Origin of the sequence: Mesorhizobium sp. M1217 (assembly GCF_040318275.1) — a bacterium.
In the GTDB taxonomy this organism is placed as follows: Bacteria; Pseudomonadota; Alphaproteobacteria; order Rhizobiales; family Rhizobiaceae; genus Mesorhizobium.
Genome location: NZ_JAMYMA010000013.1, coordinates 123,324 through 138,601, shown reverse-complemented (window position 1 = coordinate 138,601; position 15,278 = coordinate 123,324). Strand labels below are relative to the sequence as shown.

Below are 15,278 nucleotides of genomic sequence, written 5' to 3'. Positions count from 1 at the left end.
ACTCCTCCGTTTCTCCCGCTTCATCAGAACTGTTTCACAGGCATTTTTCTTGCGCAATCTGAAAATTTTTTGCATTAGTCGGATGAATTTGCCGGAGGTGACGGAGCGATGAATATCCAAGGCAAGCGCGGCCGCCCCAGCCGCCGCATTCGACTTGAAGAGATCGCGGCGCGTTGCGGCGTGTCGGTCAGCACCGCCTCCCGTGCGCTAAGCGGTGTCGGCGGGGTGAGGGACGAGCTTCGCACCAGGATCATCGAAACGGCGAAGTCGATGAACTATGCCATTCCCGCCTCGGTTGCCGGCCGCAAGGTCATCCTGGCCGCAAGCAGCGTGGCAATGGTGGACAGTGCCCGCAATCAGTTCACCTACCATGTCCTTGACGGGCTCAACGAGCGCGCCCGGTTGCTGGGCGTCGAACTGGTGACCCGGCCGGTTTCGGCGCCCGAGGACGAAATCGCGCTGCTGCGTGAATCCGAGCACGACGACAGCGTCGCCGGCTGCCTGTTTCTGACGCTGGACGACGATGACGTGCTGACGCTGACAGCCGGCTTCGCCAAGCCGATCGTGCTCGTCAACGGCGACGATCCCTCGATGCGCCATTCGAGCGTGACGCCCTGCAATCGCTCTGCCGCCATGCTTGCCGCGCAGCATCTGATCGGCCTCGGCCACCGCCGCATCCTGTTCCTGATGCGGCGTGGGCGGCGCACGATCGAGCGGCGCTACGAAGGTTGGCGCGACGCGCTGATCACGGCCGGCATTGTCGGCTTCGACGACTTCGTGGTCGAGGTGCAGGACTGGCTGCCGGAACTTGCGAGCAGGGCCGTGACCGAGCGCATCGCGGCCCGCGGCCTCGATTTCACCGCCGTGCTGACGGCCGGCGACAGCCTGGCGTTTGGTGCCATCGCCGGCGTCCAGGAGGCCGGATATTCGGTGCCTGGCGATGTGTCCGTGGTCGGCATGGACGACTTGCCGCTCGCTGCCTTCTGCAACCCGCCGCTGACGGCGATGCACATTCCCATGCGCGAGATCGGATCGGCGGCGCTTAGCCTGCTGCTCGACGACATGGCCCATTCGGGGTCGCCGCCGCGTCGCGTCGAACTTGCCTGCAATCTCGTGGTGCGCCAGTCGACGGCACCAGCCCGGAGCGGCGCCGGCGATCATCAGCTGGCCTCTTGAGCGCGCGACTTGCCGCCAGCAAAGAGCAACGGCAACCCCTCTTGCGTCTCCAGTTCAAGGACACGTCCAAGCAGGATCATATGGTCGCCAGCCGGAAAGCGGTCGGCGACGCTGCATTCGAACCGCGCCAGCGCGCGCGGCAGCAATGGCACGCCGTGCTCGCTCCATGACAGGTCAAGATCGGCAAAGTCCGTCCCCGACTTCGAAAAACGCCAGCACAGATCGATTTGATCTTCCGCCAGCACGTGAATGGCGTAGTGCGCGGAATTGGCGAAGGCTTCGAACCGGCGCGAGTGGCGGCCGATAGACCAGAGCACCAGCGGCGGGTCGAGCGACACGGATGAGAAGCTGTTGGCGGTGATTGCGACCGGGCCGTCGGCCGTGCCGGTGGTGACGACCGTGACGCCGGTGGCGAAACGCCCGAAGGCATTGCGCAAAAGGCCTGGATCGCACACGACATGCTCCATCAGCGGCGCTCCCCCGTTCCCAGTGGTGTCGCCGGGATCCGTTCGGGCACCCGGCCATAGGCGTGCGGGAGCGAGCATGTCTTGAGCTGGGGCAGGACCTTGGTGCCGAAATGACGCGCCTCGTCGAGATGGGGGTAGCCGGAAAAAATGAAGGCGCGGATCCCCATCTTCATATACGCCTCGATTTCCGACAGAACCTGATCGGTCGAGCCCACCAGCGCCGCGCCGCAGCCAGAGCGCGCCCGCCCGACCCCCGTCCACAGATGCGGCTCGACATAGCCTTCGGCATCGGCGATCTGGCGGTTCCTGGCCTGGTGCGATACGCCGAGCGATCGGGCGTCGAGCGCGCGCTCGCGGATCGCCCTGCCCTGCTCGTCGTCCAGCCTCGAAACCAGCTCCCGGGCATATTCCTTTGCCTCTGCCTCGGTATCGCGCACGATCATGTGGACGCGCAGGCCGTAGTCGAGCGTCCGCCCATGACGCTCGGCGCGCTCGTGGACTGCTCTCATGCGGCCGGCAAGCTCCTCCTTGGTTTCCGGCCACATCAGGTAGACGTCGCACTGTTCGGCGCAAAGCTCGAGCGCGTCGGGCGAATAACCGCCGAAATAGAGCAGCGGGCCGCCATTCTGCTGATAGGGCTTCGCCGGCGCCGTCGAGAGCCCTTTGTAGCGATAGACCTCGCCCTCGAAATCGATGCTGTCCCTGGTCCAGGCCTGGCGCAGGATCTGCACCACCTCGCGGGAACGCTGATAGCGGTAGGCGCTGTCGGCTGTCTCGCCCGGAAAGTCCGACGAAATGACGTTCACCGTCAGCCGGCCTTCCAGCATGTGGTCCAGCGTCGCAATCGTGCGCGCCAGCATGATCGGCTGCATCTCGCCGCAGCGCACAGCGGCAAGCAGATTGATCTTCGACGTGATCGGCGCGCAGCCGGCAACGAAGCTCAGCGTGTCCTGGCCGACCTGATAGGACGACGGACACAAGATGTTGCGGAAACCGAGTGCCTCGGACGTCTTCACGATCTCGGAGCAATGCGCCCAGCCCGAGCGCAGTGCGCCGTCCGGCACGCCGAGATATCGATAGTCGTCCGAGCAGAGTGCGGCGAACCACGAGACTTCGGCAGCATCGAGATCCGGCGAGGTGATTGGGACGATGCTCATTGCCACTCTTCAGAAAAGACGTCCGGGCCACTCAATGACGTCCGGAGCTGCGAATAGGGCTTGCGTAGCATTCGTTTCTGTGTAGATCAATACTGTATCAATTTTGGAGCCAAACCCGAAACCGAGATGCGATTGGAACACCGATGCATTTGACAAGGGCGGACCCAGGCCACCGATCCAGCCAGATGCGCGGGCCCTTGCCTGTGCACTTGCAGACCAGCGAAATGCTGATCCGCGAAATCGCGGCCGGACGGCTGCCCGACGGGGCGCGGCTGCCGCCCGAGCGCGAGATGGCCGCGAGCCTCGGGATTGCCGTCGGCACGCTCAGGCGCGCGCTGGCAGATTTGACCGAAAAGGGCCTTCTCGATCGCATCCAGGGCTCGGGTAACTATGTGCGAGCGCGCGGCGACTTGCTCGGGATCTATGCCTTCTTTCGCCTGGAGCGCATCGGCGGTGGCGGCCTGCCGAGCGCCGACGTGCTGTCCGTCGAGCGGCTGCCCAAGCCCGCCGACCTGCCGCAATTCGGCAGCGCCGGCGAAGCCCACCGTATACGCCGGCTGCGGCGGCTCGACGGCGAGCCGGCCGCGGTCGAGGAGATCTGGCTCGACGTCAGCCGCGCCGAGCGGCTCAAGCGCGAGGACCTGTCGGAATCCCTCTATCTCCACTACCGGCTCGCGCTCGGCTTTACGATCGTTCGGGCCGAAGACCATGTTGCCGTCGCACCCGCGCCGGACTGGGTCCCGCTCGAGTTCAGGCCACCGCCGGGGACGGTCGTGGGTTTCATTGAACGTATCGCCTGGGCTGGCGACGGCGCCAGCGCGGAATATTCCCGCAGCTGGTTCGATCCGGGCGCGGCGCGCTACGTCACGCGTTTCAGATAGGCCGGAGGAAGTCGCAGCGTGACCAGATCATCGATCGGCTACGGCATCATCGGCTGCGGCATGATGGGCCGCGAGCACATCCGCAACATCGCTCTGTTGCCCGACGCGCATGTGGCCGCGATCTTCGAGCCGGACCCCGGCATGTTGGCGGCGTCGCTGGCGACGGCGTCGGGCGCGCGATCGGCGGCATCGATCGCCGAACTGCTGGCCATGGACGAGGTAGACTGCGTCTTGATTGCCAGCCCCAACCACCAGCACCTCGGTCAGATGGAGCAGATCGCCGCACTTCGACCACTGCCGGTGCTGGTGGAAAAGCCGCTCTTCACCGACGCCGGTGGCGAGGGGCGGATCGCGGCGCTGAAAGCTCGGCTTCCGCTCGTCTGGGTGGCCATGGAATACCGCTATATGCCGCCCGTCGCCGCATTCGTCGAGCAGGCCCGCCACGCCACCGGCGGCATCCGCATGCTGACGGTCCGCGAGCACCGCTTCCCGTTTCTGGCCAAGGTCGGCGACTGGAACCGCTTCAACCGCAACACCGGCGGCACATTCGTCGAGAAGTGCTGCCACTTCTTCGACCTGATGCGGCTGATCCTCGGATCCGACCCCGTCCGCGTGATGGCGAGCGCTGGACAGGCCGTAAACCATCTCGACGAACGCTACGGCGGTGAGAGGCCGGATATCCTTGACCATGGCTATGTGCTGGTTGATTTCGCGAGCGGTGCGCGCGCCATGCTGGAACTCTGCATGTTCGCCGAGGGCAGCCGCTACCAGGAGGAACTCTGCGCTGTCGGCGGCGACGGAAAGATCGAATGTCTGGTGCCGGGTCCCGGTCGCTTCTGGCCGACCCACCTTGGCCCTGCGCCAGTGCCCCAGTTGATCGTCAGCCCGCGCAATCCGCCTGGACCACGCCTGCTGGAGATTCCCGTCGACCCCCGGCTGCTCGAGGCAGGCGACCATAACGGTTCGACCTATTTCGAGCATGTCCGCTTCACCGCTGCGGTGCGCGGACAAGGCAAAGTGGAAGTGACCTTGCAAGACGGCTGGTGGGCCGTCGTCATGGGTCTCGCCGCCCAGAGATCGGCCCGCGAAGGCCGCGCCATCGAACTTGCCGTTGAATTCGCGTTGCCGACCTGAGGCCGACCACGCATTCACCAGACCATAGGGTCAGATGCGCCGACCGGTTGCTGCGTCGAACAGATGCGCACATGCGCGGTCGATCTCGATCCGCACCCCTTCGCCTTGCTTGAGCGCAAGCCGCTCTCGGAAGAGGCAGGAGATTTCTTCACCGGAGCAGTCGACCCTGGCGAAGATTTCGGAGCCAGTCGCCTCGAGAAGAGTGACCGTGCCCGGCATGCCCTGCCCGGTTGCCCGGATATGTTCCGGGCGAATGCCGTAGACGAGTTCACGTCCTGCGGCATCCGCCGGCTGGGTGCCTTCCGGCAACGGCAGGATCAACCCGCCGGCGCTGCGGAACACGCCCTCCTCGATGCGGCCGGCGATGAAGTTCATCGCGGGCGAGCCGATGAAACCGGCAACGAAGAGATTGGCGGGATGGTCGTAGAGGTCAAGCGGCGCGCCGATCTGCTCGACCAGGCCGTCATGCAGCACGACGATCTTGTCGGCCATGGTCATGGCCTCGATCTGGTCGTGCGTGACATAGATCGTCGTGGTACCCAGCCGCTGGTGCAGGGCCTTGATCTCGCCGCGCATCTGGACGCGCAACTTGGCGTCGAGGTTGGAGAGCGGCTCGTCGAACAGAAAAACCTGCGGGTCGCGTACGATCGCGCGGCCCATGGCGACGCGCTGGCGTTGGCCGCCGGAAAGCTGGCGCGGATAGCGGTCAAGCAGCTTTTCCAGGCCAAGAATGCCGGCTGCCTTCCGGACCCGGCCAGCGGTGTCGGCCGGGTCGGCTTTCTTGATCTTCAGGGCAAAGCCCATATTGTCGGCCACAGTCATATGCGGATAGAGCGCATAGTTCTGGAACACCATCGCGATGTTCCGGTCTCGCGCCCGCAGATTGTTGACCATGCGCTCGCCGATTGCGATCCTCCCGCCCGAGATCGTTTCAAGTCCGGCAATCATGCGCAGCAGCGTCGACTTTCCGCATCCCGACGGGCCGACCAGGATGACGAACTCGCCGTCGGCGATATCGACACTGACGTCGTGAATAATCTTGGTGGCCCCGAAGGCCTTCTGCACGTTGTTGATCGTTACCGATGCCATTGGATCTTTCCTGGAAAAAAAGTGATGTCCGGACGCGCCTCAGCCGCCCTTGACGGCGCCGGCGGTCAACCCCGCGACGATCTGCCTTTGCGCGAACATGGTCAGGATCAGCACCGGCAGCGTCACCACCAGCGCCGCCGCGGCGAGCGGCCCCCAGCTGACCTGCTCGTAGGACAGCATGTTGTAGACGGCGACCGGCAATGTGCGCGTCTCCCGGCTGGCGAGCACCACGCCGAAGACGAAATTGTTCCACGAGAAGATCACGGACAGGATGAAGGCGACGACGATGCCCGGCTTGGCGATGGGCAGGGCAACCAGCCGGAAAACCTGCCAGGAGCTGGCGCCGTCGATATTGGCTGCCTCTTCCAGTTCCATCGGCGTGGTCTCGAAATAGCCGATCATCACCCAGACCACGATCGGCACCGTCACCACCAGGTGGATGATGATCTGCGGCCAGAGCGTGCCGAGAATCCCGATCCATTGGAACAGCAGAAACAGCGGGATGAGATAGGATAGCCCAGGCGTCATGCGGGCGATCATGATGACGACGGCGGATCGCTCGGCCTTGAGCCGCGCGATGCCATAGCCGGCCGGTACGCCGATCAGCAGCGCCAGCAAGGTCGCCGTGCCGGTCACCAGAACCGAATTCCAGAGATAGAGCAGGAAATTGTTCTCCTCGAACACCTTTACATAGTTCGACCAGGCGAAACGTTCGGGGATCAGGATCGGCGGATAGGCACCGTTGTCGATTTCGAACTTCAGCGACAGCGAGATCATCCAGAGGAAGAACAGGATCGCCGGCGAGACGAAAACCAGGGCAGCGAAAAACAGACCGATCTGGTTGAGCAGCCGTGAACTCATCTATTTGCCCTCCGTATCGATCCACTGCGAGCGTTGGCGCAGCATCAGCAGGACAAAAGACAGGGCCACGATGACAATGAAGAACACCACGGCCATGGCCGAACCGTAACCGATATCGTAGTAGGAGAAGGCGGTGTTGTAGAGATAGATGTTGATGGTTTCCGAGGCCGTGCCCGGCCCGCCCTGGGTCATCGCGTAGATGATGTCGAAGCTCTTCAGCGCATCGATGGTGCGGATGATGACCGCGATCATCAGGAACGGTGCGATCATCGGCAAAGTGAGATAGCGGAATTGCTGCCAGGCATTGGCGCCGTCGATCTCGGCGCTTTCGAAGGGCTCGCGCGGCACCGAAGCCAGCCCACCCAGCACAATCAGCATGACCAGCGGCGTCCACTGCCAGGTCTCGACCGCAACCAGCGACGGGATGACCGTGTTGGCATTGAATATCCATTCCTGAGCCGGGATGCCGACCAGCGACAGCAAGTAGTTGAGTACGCCGAGCTGAGGATGGAACATCATGGTCCAAACCAGTGCCACAGCAACGGGCGTCGCCATCATCGGCATGACGAAGACGCCGCGCAGCAGACCGCGCAGCGGAAACCTGGCGTCGAAGATCAGGGCGGCCAGGGTGCCCAGGAGCATCGGCGCTGCAACCGAGAGGAAGGTGTAGGTCAACGTATGAACAAGGGATTCCCAGAAACGTGGGTCGCTTGCCAGGCGGAGGTAGTTTTCCATCCCGGCAAAGCTCCGCGACTGGCCGAGCGTCCAGCGGTTGACGCTCATCCACAGCGTGAAAGCCCAAGGAAAAACGATGACGGCGCCAACGACGACGAGTGCGGGGACAACGAAAGGCCAGTAGTTGGGAGCCAGCCGGATCGTCTGGCTCCCGTCGATAACCGGCATCGTCACCCCGGTCTGTTCTGGGGTGGTGGCCGACATCAGCCCTGCTCGCTCCTGTCGAGAACCGGCTGGAACTGCTCGGTGGCCTTCTTCAGCTCGGCGGCGGGATCGGCGCCGGCAATCATGTTGGTCAGCGCCACGCCATAGATGTCGCGGAATTCGGTGACGGGAATGATGACCGGCAGCGCCAGCCGGCTGATATTGCCTGAGCCGATCACGGCATCAAGCCAGCTTGCCGGCATAGTGACGCCTTCGCGCACCTTGGGATCCTCCAGCACGGATTTGCGGAACGGAACGCCGGCGCCGGCCTGCAACAGCCTCGCGCCCATGGCTGGCGATACCGCCCACTGGCAGAACAGATAGGCGGCCTCCTTCTTCTCGCTGGCGGCGGTAACGCCAATCCCGTCGCCAAAGGTGCCCGAGGCATGCGCCTTGGGACCCTTGGGCATGACGCCGTAGCCGACCTTGCCGACCACCCTCGATTTTTCCGGGTTTTCCATCGGCGGGGCAAAACCCACGCCGTCGAGCCACATGCCGATCTTGCCTTGCAGGAAGGCAGACTGTGCTTCGGCCCAATTGAACCCGGTGACGCCCGGAGGGGCGGACTTGGTCATCAATCTTTGATAGAGCGCGGCAGCCTCGATCGCCTCGGGAGCCTCGGTGCGCAGCTTGCCCTTGTCGTCGAGCGGCGTCATGTCGTAGCCGAGCATCAGCGATGTCCACACCGGCGTATTTGCGTTCTTGAGCCCGCGGGCGACGAAGCCGTATGTATTGGTCGACGGGTCGGTCAGCGCTTCGGCGGCGGCCACCAGTTGCTCGAAGGTCTCGGGGTATTTGAGGCCCTTGGCCTCGAACAGCTCCTTGTTCCAATAGAGTATCCAGTAGTCCACCGAGAAGGGTAGCGAGCGCAGCACGCCCTGGCCGTCCTTGGCAAACAGCATGCCGGCCTCGGCGAAGTCGCTTTCGACCAACCCCGGGTCGGTGAGCGACGGGTCGGCGAGGTAGCCGGCGATGTCAGCCAGCCAGCCACCTTTCTCGAACTGGCGCTTTTGCACGTGGTAGCTCAGATGCACGACGTCGAAGCTGGGCTTGCCCGAGCTCAATTCGATCACCGTCTTCTGGCGCTGCTGCTGCTCGGGCGTGGCCTCGGCATTGACCTTGATGCCGGTCAGTTCCTCGAACTCGGCGAGATATTTCAGGATGGTGTCGCTGCGCGGGCTTTTCACCAGATTGACGTCAAGCGTCGTCCCGGCAAAGCGTTTCCAGTCGACGCCTGCGGCAAAGCTAGGGCGGAGCCCCACAAGGCCGGCGGCGGTGAGCGCCGCGGTTCCGGCAAGGAGTTGCCTCCTGGTTGGGTTGAACAGATTGGACGACATTTCTTCCTCCCGGTTGCTGTCGTTGTGGATGCGCCGCGAACCGCGGCGCGGCTATATTTCCTCAGATCTGGAGCGCCAGCCGGCGCGCATTGTCGATATGCAGACTGATCGCTTCAACCGCCTTTTGCGAATTGCGGCTCTCCATGGCTTCGATGACCGCCAAATGTTCGCGCATCACCGGCACCACGCGACCGTCGATGCGGAAACGCTCCTGGTGGATCAGCCGGATTTTCACCGAGTTGACCAGATAGGCCTTGGCGATGATCTCGTTGCCCAGCGCATTGATAAAGGTATCGTGCATGGCCCAGTCGATGGTCTGGGCCTTGGCTTCCATTTCCGGCGTCGGCGCCTGCCCCAGAGCTTGAGCCAGCATCTCCTCGTGTTCGCGCCGCATGCGGGCAAGTTCGGCATCTGAAGCGCTGGCCGTGAATAGCGCCACCGCCTCGCGTTCCATGAATAGCCGAAACTGAAAGGCCTCGCGGATCAGATTGATGTCGATGTGCGCGATTTGCATGCCGCGCTGCGGGATGGTGGTCAGCAATCCCTCGGCCTCGAGACGCGGGACGATCTCGCGAATAGCGCCCAGCGGCAGCCCGGTGAAAGCGACCAGTTCGCGCTGTGACACGAACTGCCCCGGCCGCAGATCACGGGCCAGCAAATGCCGCGTGAAGCTGGCATAGGCTTTCTCCCGGAGAGTGATCGGTTCGCTGCCGTCTTCCACTTCAGCTCGCTTCCTTGTCGGCCAGCCCGGCCTTGTCGGTCAGGCCGCCTCTGTCGCAAACAGCCTGTCGTAGGCCGCGGCAAGCTGCCGCCGTCCTTGTGGGCCGATCGCCTCCAGGGGCGGGCGGACCGCCAGCCAGCGCTCGTCGCCGGTCGTGCGCGCGACCATGACCTTCACCGCCGGTGTGACCGGGTATTTGAGCAATTCGAGCACGAAGTCCTCGACGCGTGGGTCGTCGCGGCCGTCTTCGACCATTGCGAGGATTTCGCCGGTAACAAAATTAGCCATGCCGGAAATCGCACCCTGTCCGCCGCGGCGCACGCTTCTCGCCAGATGCCGTTCGTCGCCGATCAGGATCACCAGATCGCCATGCGCTTCAAGCAGCGCCTCACTGTAGCTCCAGTCCCCGCCGGAATCCTTCACCCCGGCCACCACAGCGGGAAAGGCGGCGCGCAACCGGCCGATCAGCCCAAGCGGGAGCGGCACCATGGTGACAGAGGGGATGTTATAGAGGAGCACATCACGCGCCAGCGGGCCGAGTGCGGCGAAGACGGCGGAAAACCATCCGAACAGCCCGTTCTCGCCGACATTCTTGAAGTAGCTCGGCGGAGCGAGCAGAATGTTGCGAACGCCGCGCTGCAAAGCGTGCCGAGCCTGATCGGCGGCATCTTCGATTGCATCGACCAGCACGCCGGCGACGAGCTGATGTGCCGGTATACCGGCCGCCAACATGGCTTCGGTGACGATCCGCCGCTCGTCGGTGCCCACCGAGGCTCCTTCCCCGGTGGTGCCGAACAGCGTCGCGCTGCTGCAGCCGGCGCCAAGGCAGGCTCGGGCGTGCGCGATCATCGGCGCGAGCGCTATCTGCCCCGACGGGTCGAAGGGTGTGGCTAAGGCAACCGAAAGACCAAAGTGGGAAGCCAATGCGATCTCCGTTGAAATCAATGTGCACGTAGCGTTAGCACGCTAACATGTCAGATGTAAACTGGCGATCTTGCCAACTCGGCATCGCCGATTGGCGCTGCCGCGGCAGCGCCATCACCGATCACATCCTGCCGCCCGAGCATCACATATGCTGCTGTCCCCGAGCGTCTGCGGATTGGCTGGACGAGGCGGCCTAAGCTGATCAAGTGGCGACGAGGTGGCCGTCGCCAACATCTTCAAGCTTGAGTTTCCGGGGCTCGTCACCGATGCGCCGCACAGCGCTTGGAATTTCGCTGTCCAAACGGGCGAACCGGGCGCGGCGCCGGCCTGGATCGGGAACCGGAACGGCTTCGATCAGCCGCTTTGTGTAAGGATGGCGCGGGTTGGAGAAGATCTGGTCGCGGGTGCCCATCTCGACGATCTGCCCCAGATACATTACCGCCACGCGATCGGAGATGTTCTCTACCACCGCCATGTCGTGCGAGATGAAGAGATATGCGACGCCGAATTCGCGCTGCAGTTCCTTCAGCAATCTTAACACGCGCGCCTGCACCGACACATCGAGAGCAGAGACGCTCTCGTCGGCAATGATCAGCTTTGGTCGCAGCGCCAGCGCCCGTGCAACGCAGATTCGCTGGCGCTGCCCGCCGGAGAATTCGTGGGGATAGCGCTCCATCTGGTCAGCGGAGAGGCCGACGCGTTCGAACAGTGCGGCGATCTGGGCGTGCCGTTGCTCTTTGTCGCCGAGGCCGTGGATCAGCAGAGGCTCGGCGACGAGATCGCCTACTCGCATGCGCGGGTCGAGGGACGCGAAGGGATCCTGAAAGATCATCTGCACATTGCGGCGTACAGCCTTGCGCTCCTTGCGGCTGAGCGCCGACAAGTCGTGGCTGCCGATTGAAATGCTGCCGGTGTAGGGCACCAGCCCGGCGATCGCCTTGGCCGTCGTCGACTTGCCGCAGCCCGATTCGCCGACCAGCGACAGCGTTTCGTGCGGCGCGATCGAGAAACTGACGCCCTCGACTGCGTGCACCCTGCGGTCAACGCGACCGAAGAAGCCGCCGCGCAGGTCGAAGCGGACGTGAAGATCGCTGACGGATACAAGCTCGGCCGGCATGTGGGCGGCGTCTTGTCGGTCTTCGGCCGGCCGTCCACCGCCGATGCGTGGCACGGCGGCCAGAAGCTCGCGCGTATAATCTGCCTGCGGGCGGGTGAAGATGTCGGTCGCGCTGCCCTGCTCGACCATCCGGCCATCGCGCATGATGATAACGCGGTCCGCCATCTCGGCGACGACACCCATGTCGTGCGTGATCAGGATAACGCTGGTGCCGTGCTCGCGCTGCAGGTCACGCAGCAACTCCAGCACCTCGCCCTGAACGGTGACGTCGAGGGCGGTCGTCGGTTCATCGGCGATCAGCACATCCGGGTTCAGGGCCAGAGCCATGGCAATCATCACACGCTGGCGCATGCCGCCTGAGAGTTCGTGCGGATAGTGCTCGAGCCGCCGTTCGGCATCCGGAATTCGGACTGCCTTCAGCGCCTCGAGCGCCCTCAGCCGCGAGTTGGAGCGCGACAGCGAGGCGTGTGCCTCGATCGCCTCCGTGAGCTGCCGGCCGATGGAAAGAACCGGATTGAGCGATGTCATCGGTTCCTGAAAGATCATGGCAATGCGGTCGCCGCGGATGCGGCGCATACCACTCTCGCTAAGAGCCGCGAGATCCTGATCGCCGAGCCGGATGGAGCCTGATCTGATGCGTGCCGCCGGCTGCGGCAGCAAGCCCATGATGGCCAGCGCCGTCATCGACTTGCCGGAACCGGACTCGCCGGCGATGCAAAGCGTTTCGCCGCGCATCAGGTCGAATGTCAGGTCGGAAACGACGTCGCGGTCGCCCTCTTCGCCGCGCACGGCGACGCTCAGACCTGAGACGCTGAGTACCGGCCTGACAGAGCCACTCTCCGCGGCGGCCTGCCCGGATCGTTTGATGTCCTCCACCTTCATTCAAAGACGCAGCGGGGGAAGTAGAAAGAAACCACCCAGTTGGGCATGTCGACGATCTCGCTGATGCGCAGGTCGCCGCAAACCGACACGAGCATATAGGCGTCTACCGGATCCATGCGGTAGCGGCCGGAGAGCAGGTCGATCATCTGCGAGACGGCGCTCCTGGCGCCGTCCATCAGATCCGGCCCGATACCGGTTGTCACCTCATAGCCCTTGGCGTCGAGATGTCGCGACACCGGACCGGGCGTCGTGAAACGCGGCGTCCGCAGCCGGGCATCCTTGACCAGATCGAGCGTCAGCACGGCGTCCATGGGGCTCTCGATCGCCGTGCCGCAGACCTCGCCGTCGCCTTGCGCGGCGTGCGTGTCACCGACCGAGAACAACGCTCCCGCGACCTCTACGGGCAGGTAGAGCACCGTGCCGGCAGCGAGATCACGGATGTCCATATTGCCGCCCACGCGCCGCGGCGGGACCACCGAATGCAGACCCGGCTCAGCCGGGGCATTGCCGATGGTGCCGGCGAAGGGCTTGAGCGGCACCCGGCCGCTCTTGCCGAACAGCGCGGGTTCGAGCGAGGCGGCGTCGTACTTCCAGATATTCAGTGCCGGTTGAGTGAAGTCATCCGCCAACAGACCGAATCCCGGGATATTCGCTGTCCAACCGAAGCCGGACGGCTTGAACGCCTCGATGGTGATTTTCAGGGCATCGCCCGGCTCTGCCCCGTCGACATAGATTGGCCCAGTGACCGGGTTCACCTTGGCAAAATCGAGCAAAGCAACGTCGTCAACGGTGCTCTCCATCGTCAGCTGCCCGCCGGACGAGTCCAGGCACTGGAACTCGATCGTCGACCCTGGCGCCACCCGTTCGGCCGGGACAAAGGAATTGTCCCAGCCGAAATGATGGTGGCGCCCGTGGATGGTGTAGTCGCAGTTATTGCACATCGGTCACATACACATTGTCGTAGTTGATCGGGATGTGGACCGGGTCGACATAGAGGTTGTCCGCGCCACCCATGCGGGTTGATTTCATGGTGAAACGCTGCTCGTTGAACACCGGTGCCCAGGGCGCGTCTTCCATGATCTTGCCGTAGATCTCGCTCCACATCTTGGCGCGTTCGCCAGCCTTGGCCGGGTCGACGATGGAGTCGGCTTCGGCCGCCTTGGCGTCGAGCTCCTTGTTGCAATACCACGACCAGTTCCAGCCGCCCGGGACGGCACCAGCGCAGCCAAGGATCGGGCCGTAGAAGTTCGACGGATCGGGGAAGTCGGCGATCCAGGCCATGCCGCCGGACCAGATCATCGGCGCACCGGCCTTGTCGCCGCCGGCGGCGATGACGTTGGCCTGGGCGAGCGACTGGATGCTGGCCTTAATGCCGACGGCCGCCAGATCCTGCTGGATGGCCTGCGCGATACGCGGGTTGGGATCGGTATTCATGGCAAACAGCTGCGTGTCAAAACCACCGGGATGCCCCGCCTCGGCAAGCAAGGCCTTGGCCTTGGCTACGTCATAGGAATAGCCCTTGAATTCTTTGTCGTAGCCAGGCATCGACGGCGGCAATGGCTGATTGGCCGGCACCGCACGGTTGTTGATCAGTTGGACGATGCGGTCCTTGTTGATCGCCATGTTGACCGCCTGCCGCACCTTCACATTGTCGAACGGCGCCATGGTGGTATTCATGGTGATATAGCCGGTGTGCAACTGGCCGCCCTCGACGACACGGGCCTTCTGCTCGGGATCGGCCATCACCTCCTGGAATTTCGCTGGCGGAATGCCGTCGCCGGGAACGTCGATCTCGCCTTTCTGCAGCCGCAGCAGCGCCACTATCGGCTCCTGGCCGATCTCAAAGGTGATCTTGTCGAGATGCGGCAGGTCCTTGTGCCAGTAGTCCGGGTTGCGCTCGAAGACCACGCGCTGGCCGAGCGTCCATTCGGCGAGCTTGAAGGCGCCGGTTCCGACCGGGTGCTTGCCGAAGTCCGCGCCGTATTTTTCGACCTCTTCCTTCGGCACGACGTGCGAGAAGTTGATCGCCATGACATGCAGGAAGGTGGCGTCGGGCCGGGTCAGCTCGAACTTGATCGTGTAGGGATCGCCGACGGTTATGCCGGCCAGGCTTTCCGCCTTGCCGGCAGCGACATCGTCATAGCCTTTGATCGACCCGAAGAAGCCGGCACCAGGGCTCTGTGTCTTTGGATTGGTGACCCGGTCGAGAGAATATTTCACGTCGTCGGCGGTCATCTCGCGGCCATTGTGGAACTTCACTCCTTGGCGCAGCTTGAAGGTGAAGGTCTTGCCGTCGGGCGCAATCTCGTAGCTCTCGGCAAGGTCGGGCCGCAGGTTGGTGGTGCCCGGCTCGTAGTCCATCAGCCCGTCGAACAGGCTCTTGATCATCGACCAGTTCTGCCAGTCATAGCCGATGGCCGGATCGAGCGTAGCGACGTCGTCCTTGTAGGTGATGGTGATCGCGCCGCCCTGCTTGGCATTCGGATCGACGGCGTCTTCGGCGCGTACGCTCGTCATGCCAAGCACCAGCGCAAGCGCCGATGCCGCCACGGTCGATATCAGATATTTTCTCATGTCATGTTCCCTTTCTCTG

14 protein-coding genes are annotated in these 15,278 nt (G+C 63.6%); 3 read left to right on the top strand and 11 right to left on the bottom strand.

Features of this window, described 5'->3' with window-relative positions:
* Nucleotides 1-108: 108 nt before the first annotated feature.
* A complete protein-coding gene (locus tag NKH37_RS22195) occupies nucleotides 109-1,176 on the top strand; it encodes a LacI family DNA-binding transcriptional regulator (RefSeq protein ID WP_023716970.1) in 1,068 nt (355 codons plus the stop codon).
* Here the strand turns inward: NKH37_RS22195 and NKH37_RS22190 are convergent.
* A complete protein-coding gene (locus NKH37_RS22190) occupies nucleotides 1,161-1,643 on the bottom strand; it encodes a flavin reductase family protein (protein ID WP_023716969.1) in 483 nt (160 codons plus the stop codon). The two genes, NKH37_RS22195 and NKH37_RS22190, sit on opposite strands and share 16 nt — an antisense overlap.
* Entirely contained in the window at nucleotides 1,643-2,800 is a 1,158-nt protein-coding gene (locus NKH37_RS22185) for an LLM class flavin-dependent oxidoreductase (protein ID WP_023716968.1), read from the bottom strand. The genes NKH37_RS22190 and NKH37_RS22185 overlap by 1 nt, the downstream gene beginning before the upstream one ends.
* A 224-nt stretch (nucleotides 2,801-3,024) precedes the next feature.
* Between NKH37_RS22185 and NKH37_RS22180 the strand changes: the two genes are divergently transcribed.
* Together NKH37_RS22180 and NKH37_RS22175 are read left to right on the top strand one after the other, a co-directional pair.
* Nucleotides 3,025-3,681, top strand: a complete 657-nt coding sequence (locus NKH37_RS22180) for a GntR family transcriptional regulator (RefSeq protein ID WP_245278494.1) — start codon at nucleotides 3,025-3,027, stop codon at nucleotides 3,679-3,681.
* 60 nt (nucleotides 3,682-3,741) lie between these two features.
* The gene (locus NKH37_RS22175) at nucleotides 3,742-4,815 is read left to right on the top strand and encodes a Gfo/Idh/MocA family protein (protein ID WP_502895933.1); all 1,074 of its coding nucleotides are present in this window, start codon (nucleotides 3,742-3,744) and stop codon (nucleotides 4,813-4,815) included.
* Nucleotides 4,816-4,845: 30 nt separating this feature from the next.
* On the opposite strand, the gene NKH37_RS22170 is transcribed toward NKH37_RS22175, so the two are convergent.
* The 9 genes from NKH37_RS22170 to NKH37_RS22130 all read right to left on the bottom strand — a co-directional run bounded on the left by NKH37_RS22170 (nucleotide 4,846) and on the right by NKH37_RS22130 (nucleotide 15,259).
* Complete coding sequence (locus NKH37_RS22170; RefSeq protein WP_023716965.1) at nucleotides 4,846-5,904, bottom strand: ABC transporter ATP-binding protein; 1,059 nt, start codon at nucleotides 5,902-5,904, stop codon at nucleotides 4,846-4,848.
* Nucleotides 5,905-5,943: 39 nt separating this feature from the next.
* On the bottom strand, nucleotides 5,944-6,765 hold the full coding sequence (locus NKH37_RS22165) for a carbohydrate ABC transporter permease (protein WP_023674179.1): 822 nt from the start codon (nucleotides 6,763-6,765) through the stop codon (nucleotides 5,944-5,946).
* A complete protein-coding gene (locus NKH37_RS22160; RefSeq protein ID WP_245274609.1) occupies nucleotides 6,766-7,668 on the bottom strand; it encodes a carbohydrate ABC transporter permease in 903 nt (300 codons plus the stop codon).
* A 35-nt stretch (nucleotides 7,669-7,703) separates the two neighbouring features.
* Nucleotides 7,704-9,041, bottom strand: coding sequence for an extracellular solute-binding protein (locus NKH37_RS22155; protein ID WP_023716964.1), 1,338 nt, complete (start codon nucleotides 9,039-9,041; stop codon nucleotides 7,704-7,706).
* A 61-nt stretch (nucleotides 9,042-9,102) separates the two neighbouring features.
* Nucleotides 9,103-9,762, bottom strand: coding sequence for a GntR family transcriptional regulator (locus NKH37_RS22150; protein ID WP_023716963.1), 660 nt, complete (start codon nucleotides 9,760-9,762; stop codon nucleotides 9,103-9,105).
* A gap of 39 nt (nucleotides 9,763-9,801) precedes the next feature.
* Nucleotides 9,802-10,686 (bottom strand): dihydrodipicolinate synthase family protein, encoded by an 885-nt coding sequence (locus tag NKH37_RS22145; RefSeq protein ID WP_353041344.1) that lies wholly within the window; start codon nucleotides 10,684-10,686, stop codon nucleotides 9,802-9,804.
* Nucleotides 10,687-10,888: 202 nt separating this feature from the next.
* Nucleotides 10,889-12,685 carry an ABC transporter ATP-binding protein gene (locus NKH37_RS22140; RefSeq protein WP_023716960.1) on the bottom strand — a complete coding sequence of 599 codons (1,797 nt, stop codon included), beginning with the start codon at nucleotides 12,683-12,685 and terminating at the stop codon, nucleotides 10,889-10,891.
* Nucleotides 12,682-13,626, bottom strand: a complete 945-nt coding sequence (locus NKH37_RS22135) for an acetamidase/formamidase family protein (protein ID WP_023716959.1) — start codon at nucleotides 13,624-13,626, stop codon at nucleotides 12,682-12,684. The genes NKH37_RS22140 and NKH37_RS22135 overlap by 4 nt, the downstream gene beginning before the upstream one ends.
* On the bottom strand, nucleotides 13,616-15,259 hold the full coding sequence (locus NKH37_RS22130) for an ABC transporter substrate-binding protein (RefSeq protein ID WP_023716958.1): 1,644 nt from the start codon (nucleotides 15,257-15,259) through the stop codon (nucleotides 13,616-13,618). Before NKH37_RS22130 ends, NKH37_RS22135 begins: the two co-directional genes overlap by 11 nt.
* Nucleotides 15,260-15,278 lie beyond the last annotated feature (19 nt).

Excerpts from the sequence above, each read along its gene's own strand:
- NKH37_RS22175 (WP_502895933.1), top strand. The coding sequence starts at position 3,742 with ATGATGGGCCGCGAGCACATCCGCAACATCGCTCTGTTGCCCGACGCG.
- NKH37_RS22185 (WP_023716968.1), bottom strand. The coding sequence starts at position 2,800 with ATGAGCATCGTCCCAATCACCTCGCCGGATCTCGATGCTGCCGAAGTC.
- NKH37_RS22190 (WP_023716969.1), bottom strand. The coding sequence starts at position 1,643 with ATGGAGCATGTCGTGTGCGATCCAGGCCTTTTGCGCAATGCCTTCGGG.
- NKH37_RS22170 (WP_023716965.1), bottom strand. The coding sequence starts at position 5,904 with ATGGCATCGGTAACGATCAACAACGTGCAGAAGGCCTTCGGGGCCACC.
- NKH37_RS22155 (WP_023716964.1), bottom strand. The coding sequence starts at position 9,041 with ATGTCGTCCAATCTGTTCAACCCAACCAGGAGGCAACTCCTTGCCGGA.
- NKH37_RS22160 (WP_245274609.1), bottom strand. The coding sequence starts at position 7,668 with ATGCCGGTTATCGACGGGAGCCAGACGATCCGGCTGGCTCCCAACTAC.
- NKH37_RS22195 (WP_023716970.1), top strand. The coding sequence starts at position 109 with ATGAATATCCAAGGCAAGCGCGGCCGCCCCAGCCGCCGCATTCGACTT.
- NKH37_RS22180 (WP_245278494.1), top strand. The coding sequence starts at position 3,025 with ATGCTGATCCGCGAAATCGCGGCCGGACGGCTGCCCGACGGGGCGCGG.
- NKH37_RS22165 (WP_023674179.1), bottom strand. The coding sequence starts at position 6,765 with ATGAGTTCACGGCTGCTCAACCAGATCGGTCTGTTTTTCGCTGCCCTG.
- NKH37_RS22130 (WP_023716958.1), bottom strand. The coding sequence starts at position 15,259 with ATGAGAAAATATCTGATATCGACCGTGGCGGCATCGGCGCTTGCGCTG.
- NKH37_RS22140 (WP_023716960.1), bottom strand. The coding sequence starts at position 12,685 with ATGAAGGTGGAGGACATCAAACGATCCGGGCAGGCCGCCGCGGAGAGT.
- NKH37_RS22135 (WP_023716959.1), bottom strand. The coding sequence starts at position 13,626 with ATGTGCAATAACTGCGACTACACCATCCACGGGCGCCACCATCATTTC.